The organism is Bradyrhizobium sp. CCBAU 45394 (assembly GCF_028128655.1).
GTDB classification, from domain to species: Bacteria; Pseudomonadota; Alphaproteobacteria; order Rhizobiales; family Xanthobacteraceae; genus Bradyrhizobium; species Bradyrhizobium diazoefficiens.
The window spans coordinates 341877-361679 of sequence record NZ_LBIX01000174.1; the positions used below are offsets into that span (position 1 = coordinate 341877).

Below are 19803 nucleotides of genomic sequence, written 5' to 3' on the forward strand. Positions count from 1 at the left end.
GGTGAACCTGCGATTGGGGCAACGCGGTCGGCACTTCAAACCGTTTACTGGAGGCCGCCGGTACTGCTGGTCGTCGACGAGGTCGCCAGCGTACGCAGCCCGAACGTGAACATGTACGCATGGCTCAGCACTGGCGGCGTAGTGCCCGCCGAATAGCTATACGAAGTTACATAGTTCGCCGCCAACACGAAGCAATCGTCGACATAGCCGGCGCCGAGCACATACTGGTTGATCTTGTTGGCCTCGAGGTCCCAGCGCGCCGAGCCCGACACCACCCAGTTGGTCGCGACCTTGAGCGAGCCCGAGGTCAGGATGCCCTCGCGGCGCGTCAGATAGCCGAGTTCCGGCTGTGCCGCGTAGTTGCCGTACATCACGCTGATCGACCAGCGATCGAAGTTGGCGCGGCCTTCCGCCTCGAAACGCTGGACGTTCCAGGTCTGCTCGTCCATGCGGGAGCGGACGCTGAACGTGTAGGTGCGGTTGGGCGAGTAGGCGATGCTCGCCACGTAGTCGGAGCGAGGCTTGTCGAGACCGGAATCCAGGCCCGTGTTGATGGAGTCCTGGACCGCGTAGGAGTTCATGCCGAACAGCTGGTAGGACTGGCCGAACAGCGTCTTGACGGCGCCGCCCCTGTCGAACTGCGTGGTGGCCTGCACGCCGACATTGGCGCGGCCGCCGCCCTCGACGCGGTCATAACCGGAGAACTTGTCGACGCTGAACAGGTTCGAGGTGTCGAACACCATGCTCTGCGCGTCCTCGTTCGGCAGCTTGCCGGCATAGGTCTCGTTCGGGCGGATGATGATCTGCGCGATCGGCTCGATGGTGGTCGAGCCCCAGGGCTGAACGTTGATGAAGGGATAGCGGTATTCGAGGCCGACGGTCGGCATCAGGCGGATCGCCTGGGTGTCGCCGACCGGCAGGTAGTTCGACACGCCCGGCTGGTTCGAGACCGAGGAGTTGATCGCATCGGCACGGAGGCTGGCGAACGGCGTCCAGATCTGGCCGAGCGGGTCGGTGAAGGATTTGCGCCACTGCGCTTCCGCCGTCAGGCGGGTATAGGTGCCGGGGAAGCCGCGCAGCAGGCACTGCGACGGCGTGCGCGCGAGCGGATCGGCCGACGCCGTCGTGCACAGGCTGTTGGTGTTGGCGAGCGTCGTGATCGGATCGAACACGGCGGTGTCACGCGACAGGTTCACGAAGTTGGTCTTGTAGCTGAACTCGCCGCCGAACACCGGATAGTTGAGCACGTTCGAGTAGTCGATCACGGGGTAGACGATCGGCACCTGGTTCTGGTTGCCCGAGAAGCTCAGCCAGTACATCGTGCGCGCGTCGAAGAAGCTGCGATTGCCGACGCCGGTCAGATAAAGCTGCGAGATCGCATCGGTCGGCAGGTTCAGGAACGATCCGAGCGGGTCCCTGTAGGCCGCGAGGCGATAGTCCGAGAAGAAATAGTAGTCGGACATCAGGACACCGTCCCAACCCCAGACCCATTTGTCGTTCAGCGCGAACTGACCCTTGGTGTCGATAGCGCCGCGGAACTGGCGGTCTCCGGGCTGCCCGGCAAAGGCCCCGGGATCGAGCTGGTAGATGCCGTAGGCGCGGATCTGATAGGCGCCGTCGATCAAGCGCTGACGGAATTCGCCTTGCAGCAACGCGCCCTGTCGCGACATGAAGCGCGGGGTGAAGGTTGCGTCCATGTCGGGCGCGATCGCCCAATAATAGGGAACTTCGGCGCCGAAGCCGGTGTTCGTCGTGCCGGGGAAGTAGCCGGGCATCAGGAAGCCGGACTTGCGCTTCACGGTCGGGTCGGGCGTCGAGAAATAGGGCATGTAGGCGATCGGCACGCCGAAGAATTCGAGCTGCGCCGTCTCGAAGTACAGCATCTTCTCCTGCTGGTCGTGGATGATGCGCGCACCCTTGACCTGCCACAGCGGCGGCTTCTTCGGATCGTCCTTGCACGGCGCGCAGGCCGTGTAGACGCCGTTGTCGAACACCGTGTAGTTGCCGCTGGACCGGTCGGCACGGGTCGCGGCCATGCGGGTCTGGTCGGCGGTGTCCACGCGCAGCGAATCGACGAAACCGTCGCGGTAATCGTCCGAGAGATCCATGATCTCGGCATAGGTGATCTTGCCGTCGGCATCCGTCATGCGGATGTTGCCTTCGGCATGGAGCCGCTTGGTCTTCTGGTCGTAGATGACCTTGTCGGCCTCGACGCTGGTGCCGTTGTAGAACAGCTGGACGTTACCGACCGCGGAGACGCGCGAATTGTTGTAGTCGTAGTCGACCTCGGTCGCCTGAACCAGCATCTGGTTGTCGTTGGCGGCCTTCGGCGGCTTCGGGCGCGGCGGCAGCGGATTATAGGTGAACTGGGCCGAGGCCGGCGCCACGGCTGCAATGTCGATCAGCCCGCCGAGCGAGACGGCAGCGACGACGGCGAGCAGAAGCCTGCGCACGGACAAGCCGCGCCCGTTCGCGCGCATCACAGTGCGGCGCGTCAAACGAGACACGGGCCCTCGATGGACGGCAGTCACTAACCGTCCTCCTGGTACAACAAGGCCAAAAAGCCGGTGAGGCCGCCCACCACCACGGGCAACCACGCCGCAGCGATCGGATGCATCAACTCAGCCTTGCTCAAGTCTTCAGTCACTTTCGACAGAACGTAGAGCAGAAAGCCTGCGCCCACGCCACTCAAAACCATCTTCTGCACGCCGCCCATCCGGAAGAAACGCAACGACACCGAGGCCGCGAGCATCACCATGGCGGCGAGCAAAAACGGCTGCGCCAACAGCTTGTGATACTGGAGTCGATAGCCGGCTGTCGCGAAGCCTGAGCTTTCGGAGGAGCGGATGTAGCTCGGTAGTTGCCAAAAGGACACAGTCTCGGGTGTGGAAAAGCTGTTGCGGACCTGGGCCTCGGTCAACGTCGTCGGAATCGCCAGAACGGCCTGCTCGATCGGCGGCCCGTCGAGCGAGAAGCGGCGGACGTTCCTGAATATCCACTGGCCGACTTCGAGCTCCGCCTCGCGCGCCTCGACGCGTTCCTTGAAGTGCTGCTCTGTGTCAAACCGGAACAGCGTGAGCCCCGTGAGCCGGACGCCCTGCTGCTCGCTGCGCGCCGCATTGATGATCGTTTGGCCGTCGTTGGTCACCTGGTTGAGCCAGAAGCCGGAGGCGTCCTGGATGCCGCCGCCGGGCGCCGAGCCGAACAGCTCGGCCTCCATGCGCTTGGAGAGCTCGCGCAGATTGGCCGACATCGGATTGTAGGCGACGGTGGCGATCACCCCGATCAGGAGCGCGCTGCCGAGCGCCGGCGAGATGAACTGCCAGGCCGAGACGCCGGCGGCGCGCGCGACCACGAGCTCGAGCCTTCGCGAGAGCGCGAGATAGCAGGTCATGGCGCCGATCAGCATGCAGAACGGCGTCAGTTTCTCCAGGAGCTGCGGCACCCGGAACAGCGAGGTCTCGGCCACCATGATCGCCGAGGCGGACGCAAGGCCGGAGGTCTTGCGCACCATCTCGATGTAATCGACCAGCACCAGCAGCAGGAAGATGCTGGCGAACACGCCGAGCGCCGCGACCACGAAGCGGCCGGCGAAATAGCGCCCGAGTGTATTGGTGAGCATGCTCATGCGGTGGCCGGCCGTCCGAACAACCGTGCGATGCGCGCGTTCGACCTGTTGATGGCCTCCATGAGGCGGGGCGGCGGCTCGACCACGATGCCGCCGACGATCATCCACATCCCGACGCCGATGGCGCCCAACACCATCGCGTATTGGACCAGCACCGCGGCGGGCGACTTCACCGCCATCACCGAGCAGGCGAAGCCAGCCATGCGCAGGCCGAACACTGCGACGATGGACGAGCCGATCGAGAAATTGCGGCTCTGGCGGGTGGTGCGAGGCGCACCGAGGAAGGCGAAGGTCAGCACGGCAAAGGCGAACGGATAGATCGGCGCCAACAGGCTGTCGTGCAAGGCCGAGCGGAACTGACCGGGAATCTGCTTGTAGACGGGATCATCCTCGGACGGCGAGAACAGCTCCCAGAGATAGCGCTCGCGGATGCCGAGGGTGACGTCGCGGCCCTGGCCGGAGAACTTCGACATGTCGAAGCCGTAACGGCCGAACGCCACCAGCGCGGGATCGCGCTTGCCGACCTCGAAACGCTGCAGGTTTCCCGTCTCCAGCACCAGGAACGATCCGGTGTCGTTCTTCATGACCTCGCCATGCTCGGCGACGATCGAGACGCGCTCGTTGGGATCGCGGCGGTCGTCGATGAAGATGCCGGCGAGGATGCCGCCCGGCAGGCGCTCGCGGATCCGGATCGTCAGGTTCTTGTCGAGCTGGGCGAAGCGGCCGGGCTGGAGGATGTTGGTGAGCACGTCGGCGGTGATCTCGGCGTCCCACTGCTTGATCCGCCGCATGCCGTCGGGCGCAAGATAGGCCGCGATGAAGGCGACCAGCAGGGCCACCACGCAGGTGGCGTAGAAGAACGGATAGAACAGCCGGAACGGCGAGAAGCCGGCGGCATTCATCACGATGATCTCGGAATCGGTCGCGAGCTTGTTCAGGGTGTGCGAGATCGCGATCATCAGCGCGATCGGCGAGATGATCAGGACCAGCGCGGGCACGACGAGGCTGGTGATGCCGAGGAAGGTGAGGATGGTCTGCCCCTGGCTCGTCATCAGGTCGATGCCGCGCAACGCCTGCGTAATCCAGATCACGCCGGTGAGGCTGACCAGGACCAGCGCAAACGACGCCAGCGTCGTGCGGAAGATATACCTATCGATTGACCCCATGCGCTACCGCACGAATCCCACCAAGTCCCCAATGTCGGCCGGAGTTCTGGCCGTCCAACCAATCCCCGGAAGGGGATCCCCAAGGTCGGACAAACAGCTCTTACGCCGGCTTACTCTCTCACTACCATCCCTTTGATCCGTCAACAAAATGGCTGCCCCGTGGCACCCTCAACATATGGTTAATATTTCCCTCTTGTGGCCTGGCGGCCACGGGCGGTGCTTGGCATCTGCCCGGCCGGTGGCCCATAGTGGGGAAAGTCCAGTGAATCGCCGTTCAGCGCCGGCCCGTGGCCGGACCCGTCGAGCGGCAAAAGCCCCATGTTTTAGAGGAGTTACCCATGTCCGATGCCATCAAGGTCGGCTTCGTCCCGTTGTCTGCTGCCGCCCGTGGCATCCTGGTCGTGTTCTGCGACGACGGTTTGAAGCTGGGCCCGGCGACCGCCAAGGCGCTCGGCGGCGCTACCGAACTTGTGAAGCGGGCGGCCTCGGCCGCCGCTTTCAAAGGTAAAAGCGGCGCCGCGCTGGACATCCTGGCGCCGGAGGGGGTGAAGGCCACCCGCCTGATCGTGATCGGGGCCGGCAAGGCGACAGGCCTGAAGGCGAACGACTTTCTCAAATTCGGCGGCGTGGCGGCGGGCAAGCTCTCCGCCACTGCTGCCGCGATGACCATCATGGCGGAACTGCCTGACGGCGCCATGACGAGCGAGCAGGCGGTTGCGATCGCCGCAGGGCTCCGGCTGCGCGCCTACAAGTTCGACCGCTACAAGACCAAGAAGAAGGACGGCGAGGAGGGCGGCTCACGCGCCGATATCTCGCTTGCGGTGGGCGATGTCGCCGCGGCCAAGAAGGCGTTTGCCTCGGCCGGCCATGTCGTCGACGGCGTGATCATCGCGCGCGACCTCGTCAACGAGCCGCCGAATGTGCTTTTCCCCGAGGAATTCGCACGCCGCGCAAGCCTGCTCCGCAAGCTCGGTGTCAAGGTCGAGGTGCTCGACGTCAAGGCGATGGACAAGCTCGGCATGGGCGCGCTGCTCGGCGTCGGCCAGGGCTCGACGCGGCCGAGCCGCACCGTGATCATGCGCTGGGACGGCGGCAAGAAGGGCGAGGCCCCGGTCGCCTTCGTCGGCAAGGGCGTCTGCTTCGACACCGGCGGCATCTCCATCAAGCCGGCCGGCAGCATGGAGGACATGAAGGGCGACATGGGCGGGGCTGCCTGCGTCGTCGGGCTGATGCACGCGCTTGCGGCGCGCAAGGCCAAGGCCAACGTGGTCGGCGCCATCGGCCTCGTCGAGAACATGCCCGACGGCAATGCGCAGCGGCCGGGCGACATCGTCACCTCGATGTCGGGCCAGACCATCGAGATCATCAACACCGACGCCGAAGGCCGCCTCGTGCTGGCCGACGTGCTCTGGTACGTGGCCAAGAAGACGAAGCCGAAATTCATGGTGGACTTGGCGACGCTGACCGGCGCGATCGTGGTCGCGCTCGGCACCGAGCATGCCGGCATGTTCTCCAACAATGACGAACTTGCCGACCGGCTGCTGACGGCCGGCATCGAGAGCGGCGAGAAGGTCTGGCGCCTGCCGCTCGGCCCCGAATACGACAAGCTGATCGATTCGCAGTTCGCCGACATGAAGAACACCGGCGGCCGCCACGGCGGTTCGATCACCGCGGCGCAGTTCCTGCAGCGCTTCGTCGACGGCACGCCCTGGGCGCATCTCGACATCGCCGGCACCGCCATGGGCGCGCCGAAGACCGACATCAACCAGAGCTGGGGAAGCGGCTATGGCGTCCGCCTCCTGGATCGCCTGGTGGCGGACCACTACGAGCGCAAATGATCCAAAATGACTGAAGTGCTGTTCTACCATCTGCAAAACATGACGGTGGAGAACGTGTTGCCGCCGCTTCTCGAGAAATCGCTCGAGCGCGGCTGGCGCGTCGTGGTGCAGTCGACCTCGGAGGAACGCGCCGATGCGCTCGATGCGCATCTGTGGACCTATCGCGACGATTCCTTCCTGCCGCACGCGACATGGCGCGTGAACGATGCCGCCGATCAGCCGATCGTGCTGGCGATCGAGGAGGACAATCCCAACGGCGCCCATGTCCGCTTTCTGGTCGACAACGCAGCGCTGCCGCAGGATGCGCAGGGCTATGAGCGCATGGTGCTGCTGTTCAACGGCGACGATCCGGACGCGCTGGCGCTCGCCCGCAGTGCCTGGACGGATTGCAAGGCGCGGGGATTTGATGTCACCTATTGGCAGGCCGACGAACGGGGTCGGTGGCAGCGGCGGAATTAGCGGTCGATCGCAATTAATGATAATTTGCACTTTACGGGTGATGCTGGCTTCGGCCACCTTCGTGCCGCAAAGTGATGTTGGGACAATCGTTTAGGGCTGGTCCTTCACGCGGGGAATTTAGTTTATCGTGCGACATCAAAAGCTTCCCGGCTCGCTCATAGTTGCGTTGGCTGCCGTAGCACCGCTGGTCGCGGGCTGCTCGGGCGGGACCGATCTGCTGTCCAAGGATGCCCAGTGGTTCAACACGCCCAGCCGCCTGTTCATCAGGAACATCTCGATCGAATCGCCGCCGCTGACTCCCGAAAAGCCGGTCGGGGCTGAGGATCTGGTCAGCGCCGACGGCGCCTGTCCCGGCATGGCGGCGCCTCCCGGACCTGCCGATGCCAATGCATCGACGACCGCGCCGGCGGCCGCCGGCGGCACAGTCGCGCTCGGCCATACCGAATGCGACGTGGTGCGCGGCATCGGCGCGCCCTCGAACGTGAACCTCTCCAATGATGCCGTCGGCAGGCGCGTTGCCGTTGTCACATGGACGACCGGTCCGCGCGCGGGCATCTACACGTTCACGGCCGGACGCCTGTCCTCGATCGAGGGCACGCCGGAGGCGCCTGTGATGCCGAAGGCGACCAAGCCCAAGGCGAAGAAGAAGTCGGCGTAAGCGCAAGCCCGCGTCCCGGCGCAACGCTACGAGCTGGTCGTCGATCCGAACGCGGCCAGGGCGATCGACCTCGACATACGGTCCTTGCCGCTGGTTCGCGCGGATCGCGCAATTGAAGAGCGCGCGCCGCGCGCGACCAAAACAACAACATCGTCCGCGACAGCCAGCTCGAATACCCGATTTGCCGCAATGGGCTGCCGTTGACGTAGGTCAACACCTTCAATCGCATCCGGCCTAGAAAGACCCGGCAACGGTCTTCGAAGCTGGTATTGATGCGATCTTTCCATCAGATGGAACGTCTTCTACGCAGGGCGTGCCGCGTCGTTGTTGCGCTCTCGCTCGTCGGGTGCCCCGGCATCGCTGCGGCCGACGACGACATGAAACTGACGCCCACGCAGATCGAAAGCCTCGGCATTCGTGTCGTGCATCCGGTTTCGAGCAGAACCGACCAGACACTGCCTTATCCGGCGCAGATCGTCGTTCCGACGCCTCAATTGTGGGTGGTGAGCACACCCGTTGCCGGCATGGTCACCAATCTGGCCGTCGCGCGCGGGGATCGCGTGAGCGCCGGCCAGCCGCTTCTTACGTTGGAGAGCCAGGGTTTCGTGTCACTCCAGCGGGACTATCTTCACGCCGTCGCGCAGGAGGCTCTTGCGAACCAGCAGCTCAGGCGGAACGCCGATCTCTTCGAGGGCAAGGCCGTCCCACAACGCGTTCTCGAGGCGAGCCAGACCGAGGCGCGCCAGGCCACCATCGCGGTCGCGGAGCGCCGGCAGATGCTCCGGTTGGCGGGGCTCTCCGATGATGCGATCTCCCGGTTGGCGAGCGACGCGGCAATCAGCGGGACGCTGACCGTCAATGCGCCGCAGACGGGATCCGTGGTCGAGATCGCGGTCTCGCCGGGGCAGCGGCTGGAGCAGTCCGCGCCGCTGGTCAAGCTTGCCCGGCTTTCGCCGTTGTGGGCCGAAATCGCCATTCCAGCGGCCAACATCCGCGCAATCCGCACCGGTGCGCGGGTCGAGGTCGAAGGTTACGCAACGCCCGGTCGCGTCGTTCTGATTTCCGAGACGACCGATGCGGCGACGCAAACCATCCTGGTGCGGGCCGAAGTGCCGAACAGCGGCCAATTGCACCCGGGCCAGACGGCGTCCGTCCGTCTCAGCTTCCTCTCCGAGGGCGAGAGCGCCTGGGAGATTCCCTATAGCGGTCTCGTCCGTCGTGGCGAGCAGAGCTGGATATTCAAAGCCATCGAGGGCGGCTTCCGGCTGGTATCGGTCACGCTGCTCGCAGAGGACCAGGATCACGTCGTGATATCCGGCCCGATCAGCGACAAGGACGAGGTTGCGATCGCGGGCATCTCGGCGCTTCGGGGCATTCTCTCGCGGCTCGGAGCCGGCCAATAATGCTCCAGCGTCTGGTCGCCTTTGCGCTCTCGCAGCGGCTGTTCGTCCTGCTCGCCGTCTTGCTGCTGATCGGCGCGGGCGCAACGTTCCTCCCCAGCCTGCCGATCGACGCGTTCCCCGACGTTTCACCGGTCCAGGTGAAAATCATCATGAAGGCACCGGGCCTGACGCCGGAGGAGGTCGAGCAGCGCATCACCGTCCCGATCGAGCTCGAACTGCTGGGCCTGCCGAACAAGAAGATCCTGCGCTCGACCACCAAATACGCGCTCGCCGACGTCACGATCGATTTCGAGGACGGCACGGATATCTACTGGGCGCGCAACCAGGTCTCCGAGCGGTTGTCGAACATCGCTCGTGACCTTCCCGAGGGGGTGAGTGGCGGGCTTGCGCCGATCACCAGTCCGCTCGGCGAGATGTTCATGTTTACCATCGACAGCTCCGAGCTGTCGCTGGCGGAGCGGCGAACCCTGCTCGACTGGGTGATCCGACCAGCGCTGCGCACGGTTCCCGGGGTTGCCGACGTGAATGCCCTCGGCGGCTATGTGCGGGCGTTCGAGATCGTCCCGCTCAACGATGCGCTCGCCGCGCGCGGCATTTCGTCGGAGCTGTTTCGCCGCGCCGTCGAAACCAACAGCCGCAACGACGGCGCGGGGCGCGTCAACCAGGGCGAGGACAGTGCCCTGGTGCGGATTGAAGGCAGCATCCGCACGATCGACGACATCAAGGCCATTGTCGTGGACACCCGCGACGGGGTCCCGATACGCGTGAACGACGTTGCGCGGGTCAAGGTCGGGGCCCTGACACGCTATGGGGCAGTGACGGAGAACGGCCAGGGCGAAACGGTTGAAGGGCTGGTGCTGGGCTTGCGCGGAGCCAATGCCGGCCAACTCGTGCGTGACGTCCGCGCAAAGCTCGAGGAGCTGAAGCCCGCGCTGCCCCAGAGCGTATCCCTCAACGTGTTCTATGACCGAAGCCGCCTCGTCGGTCGCGCCGTCGGCACGGTGGTGCGGGCGCTCGGCGAGGCGACCGTGCTGGTGGTCGTCCTGTTGTTGCTGTTCCTGGGCAATTGGCGCGCATCGTTGGTGATCGCCCTCAGCCTGCCGCTCGCGATCGTCATTGCGCTCCTGGCCATGCGTGCGGTTGGAATGTCTGCCAATCTGATGAGCCTCGGCGGGCTTGCGATCGCGATCGGCATGCTGATCGATGCGCTGGTGGTGGTGGTCGAGAACATCGTCGGAAATCTCGGCAACCACGAGCCGGGCAGGGGCCTTCCGCTGATCCACGTCATCTTCCGGTCGGTCTGCGAGGTGCTGCAACCTGTCGCTTCCGGCGTGCTGATCATCATGATCGTGTTCGTGCCGCTGCTCACCTTGCAGGGGCTCGAGGGCAAGCTCTTCATCCCCGTTGCGCTCGCAATCATCTTTGCGCTCGCCGGCTCGCTGTTGCTGGCGCTCACCGTGATCCCGGTCGCGACCTCGTTCCTGCTCAAATCGGCAGGGCACGGCGAGCCGCTGCTGATCCGCCTCGCGCAGGGCGTCTACGCACCCGCGCTGGACTGGTCGCTGCGAAACGAGCGAAAGGTTATTGCTGCAGCTCTCCTGGCGCTGGTCGCGGCAGGGTACGCCTATTCGCAACTCGGCAAGACCTTCATGCCGACCATGGACGAGGGCGACGTCATCGTCAGCGTCGAGACATTGCCGTCGGTCAATCTGGACGAATCCCTCGCGATCAACGCGAGGATCCAGTCGGCGCTCTTGAAGGTTCCGGACGTCACCGGGATCATCGCGCGAACCGGTTCCGACGAGCTCGGGCTCGATCCCATGGGACCGAACCAGACTGACACGTTTCTCGTGCTCAAGCCTGTTGAAGAGAGAGCCGCCCCGGACACGGCGGAGCTCTTGAAGGCGCTGCGCAACGTGCTCGCCGACTTTCCGGGCATCTCGCTCAGCTTCACCCAACCCATCGACATGCGGGTGCAGGAGATGATCAGCGGCGTGCGTGGCGACGTCGCCGTGAAGGTCTTCGGCAGCGACGTCGGCAGGCTCAACGAGATCGCGACGAAACTGTCCGAGATCCTCACCAGCATCGAGGGTGCGGAAGACGTCTACACGACGCTCAACGAGGGTGCGCAATACTACACGGTCGTCGTGAACCGGATGGAGGCCGGCCGTCTCGGTCTGACGGTGGACACCATTGCCAATGCGCTGCGGACCCAGATCGAGGGGCGGACGATCGGCACCGCGCTCGAGGAGGGCCGTCGCACGCCCATTCTGGTCCGGGGAAGCGAGACGACGCGGGAGGCGCCCACATTGCTCGCGAGCCTGCCACTCACGCTCGCCTCCGGGCAGCACGTCGCGCTGTCCCAGGTCGCGCGCATCCAGCGCGTCGACGGCCCGGTGAAGATCGACCGCGAGGACGGCAACCGGATGAGCGTCGTTCGCGCCAATGTGCGCGGCCGCGACATGGTCGGCTTCGTCGAGGCGGCCCAACGGAAGGTCGCCGCCGACCTTTCGCTGCCGAAGGGCTATCGGCTCACCTGGGGCGGACAGTTCGAAAACCAGCAACGCGCTGCCGCGCGCCTTTCGATTGTCGTGCCCGTCGCCATCGGTCTCATCTTCGTGTTGCTGTTCACGACCTTCGCTTCCGTCCGGCAGGCCTTGCTCGTGCTCGTGAACATCCCGTTCGCGCTGATCGGAGGCGTGTTTGCCCTCGTCTCGACCGGCGAATATCTGTCGGTTCCGGCCTCTGTCGGATTCATCGCCCTGCTCGGAATCGCGGTCCTGAACGGCGTCGTGCTGGTTTCGTATTTCAATCAGTTGAGGGCGCATGGCGTCGGCGAGGACCAGATCGTGGTCGACGGTGCCAGGCGGCGGCTCCGCCCTGTGCTGATGACCGCCAGCATCACCGCATTGGGCCTGATCCCGCTCTTGTTCGCTTCCGGTCCGGGATCGGAGATCCAGCGGCCGCTGGCGATCGTGGTGATCGGAGGATTGCTGTCGTCCACGCTGCTCACGCTCATCCTGCTCCCCATCCTCTATCGCCGGTTCGGCGGCACTGCGAAGGAGTCAAAATGACCAGCGAATATGTGTGCCTGTCGTTGATCCTGGCGCGAAAGCTGCGCGAGGAGCTGCTCGACTTTCTCAGCGAGCAGCCGGGCCAGACGTCCGGCTTCACGGTCTCCGATGCCGCGGGACACGGCTCAGGCGTGCAGTTGCCGACGGCCGCCGAACGTGTGAAGGGCCACGCCGATCAGGTGCATGTCCAGATCGTTCTGCCAGGAGCGGACGCCAGGCGCCTGGTCGATCAGCTCCGGCATTCGTTCGCGGGCTGCAATCTCGTATATTGGATTGCCCCGGTGGCCGAGTTCGGAACCATCGCGTAGTCCGGAGCAACCTCTACCCCGCCGCTTCGTCAAACTGCGTGCTGGCTCCGAGCCATTGCTCGGCCGCGCGCCTTCGACAGCTGCGCGGCCGCTGGCCGTTTGTCACGCACGTCACAGGGATCAACCGGACTTGATCTGGATCATGGAGCTTGGCCGTCCGGCAGTGCAGGCTCGGATGGTCCCGCCAGACAAGGGACCGCTTTGACGACAAGAACTCCAGAGGATCATCCAGGGACCATTGATGTGAGCAACCTCGCCAAGATTGAACGCGATCCGAACTACCAGGAGCTCGTGCGCCGACGTTCGTCGCTGGGCTGGATGCTGTCGGCGGTTATGCTTGTTGTCTATTTCGGCTTCATCCTGCTGGTCGCCTACGCTCCCAAGTTCCTCGGGATACCGCTGGGCAGCGGCGTGACGACGATCGGCATTCCAATCGGACTGTCCGTCATCGTGCTCGCCTTCCTGCTGACGGGTATCTATGTCCGCCAGGCGAATTCCAGTTACGACGTGCTCATCCGCAAGATTGTCGAGGAGAACCGCTCGTGAAGAAATTCTCATGGCTCCTGGCGATCCTGCTCGCAGGCCTGCCCACCATCGCGCTCGCCGCAGGCAGCATCGACGGCGGCGTTAAGCAGGCGACCAACTGGTCGGCGATCGGTATGTTCGTCGGGTTCGTTGGCCTGACGCTCGTCATCACCTATTGGGCCGCCAAGAGGACCGCATCGGCCGCGGATTTCTACTCGGCCGGCGGCGGAATTACGGGCTTCCAGAACGGACTTGCGATCGCAGGCGACTACATGTCGGCGGCGTCCTTCCTCGGCATATCGGGCCTCGTCTATACTTCGGGCTACGACGGCTTGATCTACTCCGTCGGCTGGCTGGTGGGATGGCCGATCGTCACCTTTCTGATCGCCGAACAATTGCGCAACCTCGGAAAGTTCACCTTTGCCGACGTGACCTCGTTTCGGCTCGGGCAGACCGAGATCCGTATCCTGGCGGCGTGCGGCTCGCTGGTGACGGTTGCGTTCTATCTCATCGCGCAGATGGTCGGTGCCGGTAAGCTGATCCAGCTGTTGTTCGGTCTCGACTACTGGATCGCGGTCGTCCTGGTTGGCGGCCTGATGATGATCTACGTGACGTTCGGCGGGATGAAGGCGACGACCTGGGTGCAGATCATCAAGGCGGTGCTGTTGCTCTCAGGCGCAACGTTCATGGCCGGAGCCGTCCTCTACAAGTACGGGTTCAGCCCGGAAGCGCTGTTCACCAAGGCAACAGAGGTGCATCCCAAGAAACTCGCGATCATGGAGCCCGGCAGCCTGATTTCCAATCCGCTCTCGGCCATCTCGCTCGGCCTGGCGCTGATGTTCGGAACGGCGGGCCTGCCTCACATCCTGATGCGCTTCTTCACCGTGAAGGACGCTCAGGCGGCCCGCAAGTCCGTGTTCTACGCCACGGGTTTCATCGGCTATTTCTACATCCTGACCTTCATCATCGGCTTTGGCGCGATCACGCTGGTTTCGACCGACGCGATGTTTCTCGATGGGAGCATTCTCGAGAAGACCAAGAGCGGAATCGCGGCGATCAAGGGCGGCTCCAACATGGCGGCGATTCATCTCGCGAACGCCGTCGGCGGCAATCTGTTCCTTGGCTTCATTTCGGCCGTTGCCTTTGCCACGATCCTGGCCGTCGTGTCAGGCTTGGCTCTGGCCGGGGCATCATCCATCAGCCACGATCTCTACGGCATGGTGATCAAGGGCGGCAACGCAAACGAGCAGGACGAGATCCGGGTCTCGAAGATTGCGACACTGGTGCTCGGCGTGCTTGCGATCTTCCTGGGCATCGTGTTCGAGAACCAGAACGTCGCCTTCATGGTGGGCCTTGCTTTCGCCATCGCGGCATCCTGCAATTTCCCCGTGCTGGTGATGTCGATCTTCTGGAAAGGCCTGACGACGCGGGGAGCCGTGTTCGGCGGCTTCCTTGGCCTGTTCAGCGCGGTTGTGGGCGTGGTCCTCTCGCCGGCAGTCTGGGAGGCGACCCTTGGCTTTGCCAAGGGGTCGGCTCCCATCAAGCTGGACAATCCGGCGCTGTTCTCGATGGCGCTCGCCTTTGCGGGGATCTGGCTGGTCTCGATCCTGGACCGCAGCAAGCGTGCCGCGGCCGATCGCGATGGCTTTGACGCGCAATATGTCCGATCGCAGACCGGTATCGGTGCTGCTTCGGCCACGGCTCACTAGGCGAGGATCTGCGGGACGTCGCTTCGGTACCGACCGGCTCATATGGGCCGGCCGGTGCCGCGCTTTCGATGATCAGTCGTCGGATCCTCGGATGGTCCGTATCTTCGAAAGGCCGAAATGCCCAAGGCGTTCGACATCACCAACCCGCCGTTCGATCGTCTGACGCCGAGCGAGGCCGAGACGTTGCGGGCCGCGCTGGACATCGGGTACTTCAGTCCGGGCGAAGCGATCATCGGGCGGGACGCCCCGGCGGAGGCGCTCTATGTCGTGATCAAGGGCATCGTCGAGGAGCGGAACGAAGCCGACCTGCTGGCATTGCTCGGTCCCAAGGACACGTTCGACAGTCGCGCGCTCGTTCACGACCATAGCGGCCACCAGTTTATCGCCCGCGACGAGACGCTTTGCTACGTGATCCCCCGGAAGGTCGCGCTCGGTCTGATCAAGGCGAACCCGCGCTTTGCGGCTTTTTTTTACCGGGAGATATCCCAGAAGCTGGACGAACTCGCCAACGACGAGGAGACGGGACGTTACGGCTCGTTGATGCACGCCAAGGTCGGCGAACTGTTCCTGCATCCGCCGGTGTTTCTGGCTGCCAGTGATACGATCGAGGCCGCCGGGCATCTGATGCGCGAGATCAACAGCAATGCGCTGTTTGTCCGGGACGGTGAGCGGATCGGCATCGTGACCGGCATGAACCTGTCCAAAGCGGTGGTGCTGCGGCGCCAGTCCATCCAGACGCCGGTCGGCGAGCTCGCGAATTTCGACATCGTGTCGCTGCGCCGTGACGATTTCGTCTCCTCGGCCCTCCTGCTCATGACCAAGCACAACAAGCGGCGGCTTGCCGTGCGCGACGGCGAAGAGCTCGTCGGAATTCTGGAGGAGATCGATCTGCTGGGGTTCTTGGCGGGAAGCGCTCAAGTCATTGCCGGCCGCATCGATCGAGCCTCGAGTCAGCAGGACCTCGCCACCGCGGCGCGGGAGATCGAGACGCAAACGCGCGTGCTGCGACGGCAAGGGGTCAAGGTAGAGGTCATTGCGGAGATCGTCTCCGACCTCAATCGACGCCTGCTGTCTCGATTGTTCGAAATGGTCGCGCCGGCCGAGCTGCGCACCAGCAGCTGCCTGATCGTGATGGGAAGCGAAGGGCGGGGCGAGCAGACCATCCGTACCGACCAGGACAACGGCCTTATCCTCGCAGGTCCGATGCAGGGCGAAATCCTGGAGGCGTTCCGCCAGGAATTCTTCGTCGCTCTGCAGAGCTTCGGCTTTCCGCCCTGTCCGGGCGATATCATGGTGCGCAATCCGCTATGGTCCCGGCCGCTTTCGGAGTATCGCGCGGATTTGCGCCGCTGGATCGTGCTTCCCGATCAGGCCGGGCACATGAATGTGGCCATCGTCTACGATGCGCAGGCGATCGCGGGCAATGAGCAGCTCCTGAACGACGCCAAGACGGCGCTGATCGACATGACCCGGGGCGAGCAGGCGTTCATGGCACACTTCGCGCGCGCCGTTGACGCGTTTGAAACGCCGATCGGCCTCTTCAACAACCTGATCACGTCGGAGGGCACCGGCGATGCGCTGGATCTCAAGAAGGGCGGCATCTTTCCCATCGTGCACGGCGTTCGCAGCCTGGCGCTCGAGCAGGGCCTGCGCGAGACCTCCACCGACAAGCGGATTTCCCGGCTCTGTGATCTCGGCGTGCTGCAACGGGACTTTGGACGCGACTTGAAACAAGCCTTCCGATTCCTGCTGATGCTTCGGCTCGACGGGCAGCTGGCCGCATCCGCGGGCGCATCGGGAACTCTGGTAAGACCGGCGCACTTGTCCAGCATGGAACGTCATCTGCTGCGTGACGCGCTCCAGGTGGTGAAGAAGTTTCGGGAAATTGTCGGTCATCATTTCAAGCTCGGCATGTTCTAGAATGCTGCCCCGTGCGATCAAACGACTGTTGCACCAGGCGACCCTGAGCGATCAATCTTATCGCTTCATGTTCGATCGCGCTCCGGACGACGAGTTTGTCGTCATCGATTGCGAGACCACCGGTCTGAATGTGCGAACGGACAACGTCGTCGCCATTGCCGCAATCAAGATCCGCGGCAACCGGATTTTGACCAGCGCGCGCTTCGAAGCCATCGTCCATCCCGACAGCGAACTGGAGGCGGAGGCGATCAAGATTCACCGCTTGCGCCGGTCCGACGTCGAAGCGTCGCCGATCGTCTGGAAGGTGCTGCCAGGCTTTCTGCATTTCATCGGGCCGCGCCCGCTGATCGGCTATTATGTCGACTTCGACATCGCCATGCTGGACAAGTACATCCTGCCGCTGGTGGGAATCGAACTGCCCAACGAACGCATCGAAGTGTCGCGGCTCTACTACGAACGCAAATACGGCAACGCGCCGCCGAATACCGAGGTCGATCTGTCGTTCGCCGCGATCCTCCACGACCTCTGCATTCCGCCTCTTGGGCAGCACGATGCTTTCAACGACGCATTGATGACTGCAATGATGTTCCTGCAGTTGCGCGACTTGAGCAGGCGCGGCGTACGTATCGCGCGCCAACGTGCCAGCCCCGTTTTCAATCAGTTCGGGGGATAACCGGGCCAGGCGCAGCGGAGCAGATTGTCCAGTGGCCACAGATGGAAACGTGCAGGTATTTTGATACCTGTACTGTGCATGGGGTTGTTCTTCAGATTTTGATGGAGCCTTGGCCGGCCGAGCCCGGACCGACGTTCCGCGGTCGCAAGACTAGCCCGCCGCCTCGTCGAATTGTGTGCTCGCCTCGAGCCACTGCTCCTCGGCGCGCGCCAATGCCTCGGCCGCATTGGCGCGGGCCTTCGACAGCTGCGCGGCCTGCTTGGGATCGCGGGTGAAGATGTCGGGCAGGGCGAGCGCCGTGTCGATTTTGGTGATGATGTCGCTGACGCGGGCGATCTCGGCTTCGGCTTCGGTAATGCGCTTCTTGAGCGAGCCGCGATTGTCCGACTTCGGGCGCTGCGGCTTCTCGGCTGCCGTGCTGCGCTCGCGCGGGGCGGGTTCGCTGTTGCGCGCTGACAGGACCAGGCGGCGGTATTCGTCAAGGTCGCCGTCGTAATTGGTGACGGTGCGGTCGGCGACGATCCAGAGCCGGTCGGCGCAGGCCTCGATCAGATAGCGATCATGCGAGACCATGATCACCGCGCCGGGGAATTCGTTGATGGCTTCCGCAAGCGCGGCGCGGCTGTCGATGTCGAGATGGTTGGTCGGCTCGTCCAGGATGATCATGTTGGGGCCGAAGAAGGTCGCAATGCCGAGCAACAGCCGCGCCTTCTCGCCGCCCGACAGTTTTGCCACCTTGGTGTCGGCCGCCTTGCCGGAGAAGCCGATCGCGCCGGCGCGTGCCCGCACTTTCGCTTCCGGCGCATCGCCCATCAGCTTGCGGACGTGATCGTAGGCGGAGGCGTCCTCGTTCAGCTCGTCGAGCTGATGCTGCGCGAAATAGGCGATCGAGAGCTTGTCGGCGCGCGTGACCTTGCCCGAGAACGGCGCGAGGCGGCCGGCGAGCAGCTTCACCAGCGTCGACTTGCCGTTGCCGTTGGCGCCGAGAAGCGCGATGCGGTCGTCATTGTCGATGCGCAAGGTGACGCGGCCGAGCACCGGCGTCGCCGGATCGTAGCCGACCGAGGCGTTGTCGACGGCGATGATCGGCGGCGACAGGATTTTTTCCGGCGCGGGGAAGCTGATCTCGCGCACGTCTTCGGTGACCAGCGCGGTGATCGGCTTCAGCCGCTCCAGCATTTTGACGCGCGATTGGGCCTGGCGCGCTTTCGAGGCCTTGGCCTTGAAGCGGTCGACGAAGGCCTGCAGGCGGGCGCGTTCGGCCTCCTGGCGCTTGACCGCCTTTGCATCGAGCAGCTCGCGCGCGGCGCGCTGCTCCTCGAAGGAGGAGTAGCTGCCCTTGTAGAGCGTGAGCTTGCCGCGCTCCAGATGCAGGATCTGGTCGACCGAGCTTTCGAGGAGGTCGCGGTCGTGGCTGATCACGATCACCGTGCGCGGGTAATGCGCGAGGTGATCCTCGAGCCACAGCGTGCCTTCGAGATCGAGATAGTTGGTGGGCTCGTCGAGCAGCAACAGGTCGGGGGCCGCGAACAGCGTCGCGGCGAGCGCGACGCGCATGCGCCAGCCGCCGGAGAATTCGGCGCAGGGACGGAGCTGATCGGCGGCGGAAAAGCCGAGGCCGGACAGGATCGCGGCGGCACGGCTCGGCGCCGAATGCGCGTCGATGTCGACCAGCCGGGTCTGGATCTCGGCGATCCGGTGCGGATCGGTGGCGCTCTCGGCTTCGTGAAGCAGCGCGTCGCGTTCGAGATCGGCCTTGAGCACGACGGAGATCAGGCTCTCGGGGCCGTTCGGCGCCTCCTGCGCGAGGCTGCCAACCCGCCAGCGCGGCGGCAGGGTCACCGCGCCGTGCTCGGCCGCGAGCTCGCCGCGGATCACCTTGAACAGCGTCGATTTGCCGGTGCCGTTGCGTCCGACCATGCCGACGCGCGATCCGGGCGTGATCTGCACGGAACTCTGGTCAATCAAAAGGCGTCCGGCGAGGCGGATGGAGAGGTCGGTGATGGACAGCATGCGGCCTTGTCACCGCAGCCGGGATCAAACGCAACCCGTTTTTGCGCAGCCCGTTCTATGTCTACGGCCTGTCAGTGAGCGCCGCCTTCGCGGTCGCGCTTCTTCAGCTCGTCGAGGAGCTGTTCGAGATGCGTGGGCAGCCGGGGGTCGGGGCGGAGTCTCTGCTGAAGCCGTTCCCCCACGGCATCGCAAATCGAGCGGCTGGTGCGCCGGTCGATTTGTTCGCTGTCATTGGCGAAAGGGCCCGTCATCACGAGGTTCCATGTTGCAGAGTAACGACACGGTACCAAGTCGTTGGCCTCCAAATGGTTTCGCCGGTCGTGGGGAATGCCGGACATTCTCGTGAAAATTGTATGAATTCGTCGTGCCTGCTCAAATGCGAGGCCCCGGCGGGGGGATCGCCGGGGCCTCTCTTGGAAGGTGCCGTGG

15 protein-coding genes are annotated in these 19803 nt (G+C 64.2%); 10 read left to right on the forward strand and 5 right to left on the reverse strand.

Annotation, left to right across the window (positions count from 1 at the left end):
* Positions 1–44: 44 nt before the first annotated feature.
* Genes WN73_RS34935 through lptF form a run of 3 tightly spaced genes read right to left on the reverse strand, consistent with a single transcriptional unit; the run spans position 45 to position 4794 of the window.
* A complete protein-coding gene (locus tag WN73_RS34935; protein ID WP_028171095.1) occupies positions 45–2531 on the reverse strand; it encodes an LPS-assembly protein LptD in 2487 nt (828 codons plus the stop codon).
* A complete protein-coding gene (lptG, locus tag WN73_RS34940; protein WP_038966780.1) occupies positions 2531–3628 on the reverse strand; it encodes an LPS export ABC transporter permease LptG in 1098 nt (365 codons plus the stop codon). Before lptG ends, WN73_RS34935 begins: the two co-directional genes overlap by 1 nt.
* Positions 3625–4794: an LPS export ABC transporter permease LptF gene (gene lptF, locus WN73_RS34945; protein WP_011086881.1), complete on the reverse strand. Its 1170-nt coding sequence runs from the start codon at positions 4792–4794 to the stop codon at positions 3625–3627. The genes lptG and lptF overlap by 4 nt, the downstream gene beginning before the upstream one ends.
* A 338-nt stretch (positions 4795–5132) precedes the next feature.
* Here lptF and WN73_RS34950 point away from each other — a divergent pair, with 338 nt between their 5' ends.
* The 10 genes from WN73_RS34950 (at position 5133) to WN73_RS34995 (ending at position 17361) form a co-directional block, all read left to right on the forward strand.
* Positions 5133–6632: a leucyl aminopeptidase gene (locus tag WN73_RS34950; protein ID WP_028171097.1), complete on the forward strand. Its 1500-nt coding sequence runs from the start codon at positions 5133–5135 to the stop codon at positions 6630–6632.
* Positions 6633–6638: 6 nt separating this feature from the next.
* Positions 6639–7091, forward strand: coding sequence for a DNA polymerase III subunit chi (locus tag WN73_RS34955; protein WP_011086883.1), 453 nt, complete (start codon positions 6639–6641; stop codon positions 7089–7091).
* Positions 7092–7257: 166 nt separating this feature from the next.
* Positions 7258–7749, forward strand: a complete 492-nt coding sequence (locus WN73_RS34960; protein ID WP_028171098.1) for a hypothetical protein — start codon at positions 7258–7260, stop codon at positions 7747–7749.
* Positions 7750–8039: 290 nt separating this feature from the next.
* A complete protein-coding gene (locus tag WN73_RS34965; RefSeq protein ID WP_039184384.1) occupies positions 8040–9152 on the forward strand; it encodes an efflux RND transporter periplasmic adaptor subunit in 1113 nt (370 codons plus the stop codon).
* The gene (locus tag WN73_RS34970; protein ID WP_271556789.1) at positions 9152–12226 is read left to right on the forward strand and encodes an efflux RND transporter permease subunit; all 3075 of its coding nucleotides are present in this window, start codon (positions 9152–9154) and stop codon (positions 12224–12226) included. The genes WN73_RS34965 and WN73_RS34970 overlap by 1 nt, the downstream gene beginning before the upstream one ends.
* A complete protein-coding gene (locus WN73_RS34975; protein ID WP_011086887.1) occupies positions 12223–12534 on the forward strand; it encodes a DUF3240 family protein in 312 nt (103 codons plus the stop codon). Before WN73_RS34970 ends, WN73_RS34975 begins: the two co-directional genes overlap by 4 nt.
* Positions 12535–12777: 243 nt before the next feature.
* Complete coding sequence (locus tag WN73_RS34980) at positions 12778–13080, forward strand: DUF485 domain-containing protein (protein WP_028171101.1); 303 nt, start codon at positions 12778–12780, stop codon at positions 13078–13080.
* Positions 13077–14768 (forward strand): cation acetate symporter, encoded by a 1692-nt coding sequence (locus WN73_RS34985; RefSeq protein ID WP_011086889.1) that lies wholly within the window; start codon positions 13077–13079, stop codon positions 14766–14768. Before WN73_RS34980 ends, WN73_RS34985 begins: the two co-directional genes overlap by 4 nt.
* A gap of 183 nt (positions 14769–14951) precedes the next feature.
* Entirely contained in the window at positions 14952–16688 is a 1737-nt protein-coding gene (locus tag WN73_RS34990; protein ID WP_231166703.1) for a putative nucleotidyltransferase substrate binding domain-containing protein, read from the forward strand.
* A gap of 1 nt (position 16689) precedes the next feature.
* Positions 16690–17361, forward strand: a complete 672-nt coding sequence (locus WN73_RS34995; RefSeq protein WP_011086891.1) for a 3'-5' exonuclease — start codon at positions 16690–16692, stop codon at positions 17359–17361.
* Positions 17362–17511: 150 nt separating this feature from the next.
* Here the strand turns inward: WN73_RS34995 and WN73_RS35000 are convergent, their stop codons facing one another.
* Both WN73_RS35000 and WN73_RS35005 read right to left on the reverse strand, forming a co-directional pair.
* Positions 17512–19374 carry an ABC-F family ATP-binding cassette domain-containing protein gene (locus WN73_RS35000; RefSeq protein WP_271556790.1) on the reverse strand — a complete coding sequence of 621 codons (1863 nt, stop codon included), beginning with the start codon at positions 19372–19374 and terminating at the stop codon, positions 17512–17514.
* A gap of 71 nt (positions 19375–19445) precedes the next feature.
* A complete protein-coding gene (locus WN73_RS35005) occupies positions 19446–19625 on the reverse strand; it encodes a hypothetical protein (RefSeq protein ID WP_028171105.1) in 180 nt (59 codons plus the stop codon).
* Positions 19626–19803 lie beyond the last annotated feature (178 nt).

What these genes read in the sequence shown, in the direction of transcription:
- WN73_RS34975 (WP_011086887.1), top strand. Translation starts at nt 12,223, where the DNA reads ATGACCAGCGAATATGTGTGCCTGTCGTTGATCCTGGCGCGAAAGCTG.
- lptG (WP_038966780.1), bottom strand. Translation starts at nt 3,628, where the DNA reads ATGAGCATGCTCACCAATACACTCGGGCGCTATTTCGCCGGCCGCTTC.
- WN73_RS34955 (WP_011086883.1), top strand. Translation starts at nt 6,639, where the DNA reads ATGACTGAAGTGCTGTTCTACCATCTGCAAAACATGACGGTGGAGAAC.
- WN73_RS34970 (WP_271556789.1), top strand. Translation starts at nt 9,152, where the DNA reads ATGCTCCAGCGTCTGGTCGCCTTTGCGCTCTCGCAGCGGCTGTTCGTC.
- lptF (WP_011086881.1), bottom strand. Translation starts at nt 4,794, where the DNA reads ATGGGGTCAATCGATAGGTATATCTTCCGCACGACGCTGGCGTCGTTT.
- WN73_RS35000 (WP_271556790.1), bottom strand. Translation starts at nt 19,374, where the DNA reads ATGCTGTCCATCACCGACCTCTCCATCCGCCTCGCCGGACGCCTTTTG.
- WN73_RS34950 (WP_028171097.1), top strand. Translation starts at nt 5,133, where the DNA reads ATGTCCGATGCCATCAAGGTCGGCTTCGTCCCGTTGTCTGCTGCCGCC.
- WN73_RS34995 (WP_011086891.1), top strand. Translation starts at nt 16,690, where the DNA reads ATGCTGCCCCGTGCGATCAAACGACTGTTGCACCAGGCGACCCTGAGC.
- WN73_RS35005 (WP_028171105.1), bottom strand. Translation starts at nt 19,625, where the DNA reads ATGACGGGCCCTTTCGCCAATGACAGCGAACAAATCGACCGGCGCACC.
- WN73_RS34965 (WP_039184384.1), top strand. Translation starts at nt 8,040, where the DNA reads ATGGAACGTCTTCTACGCAGGGCGTGCCGCGTCGTTGTTGCGCTCTCG.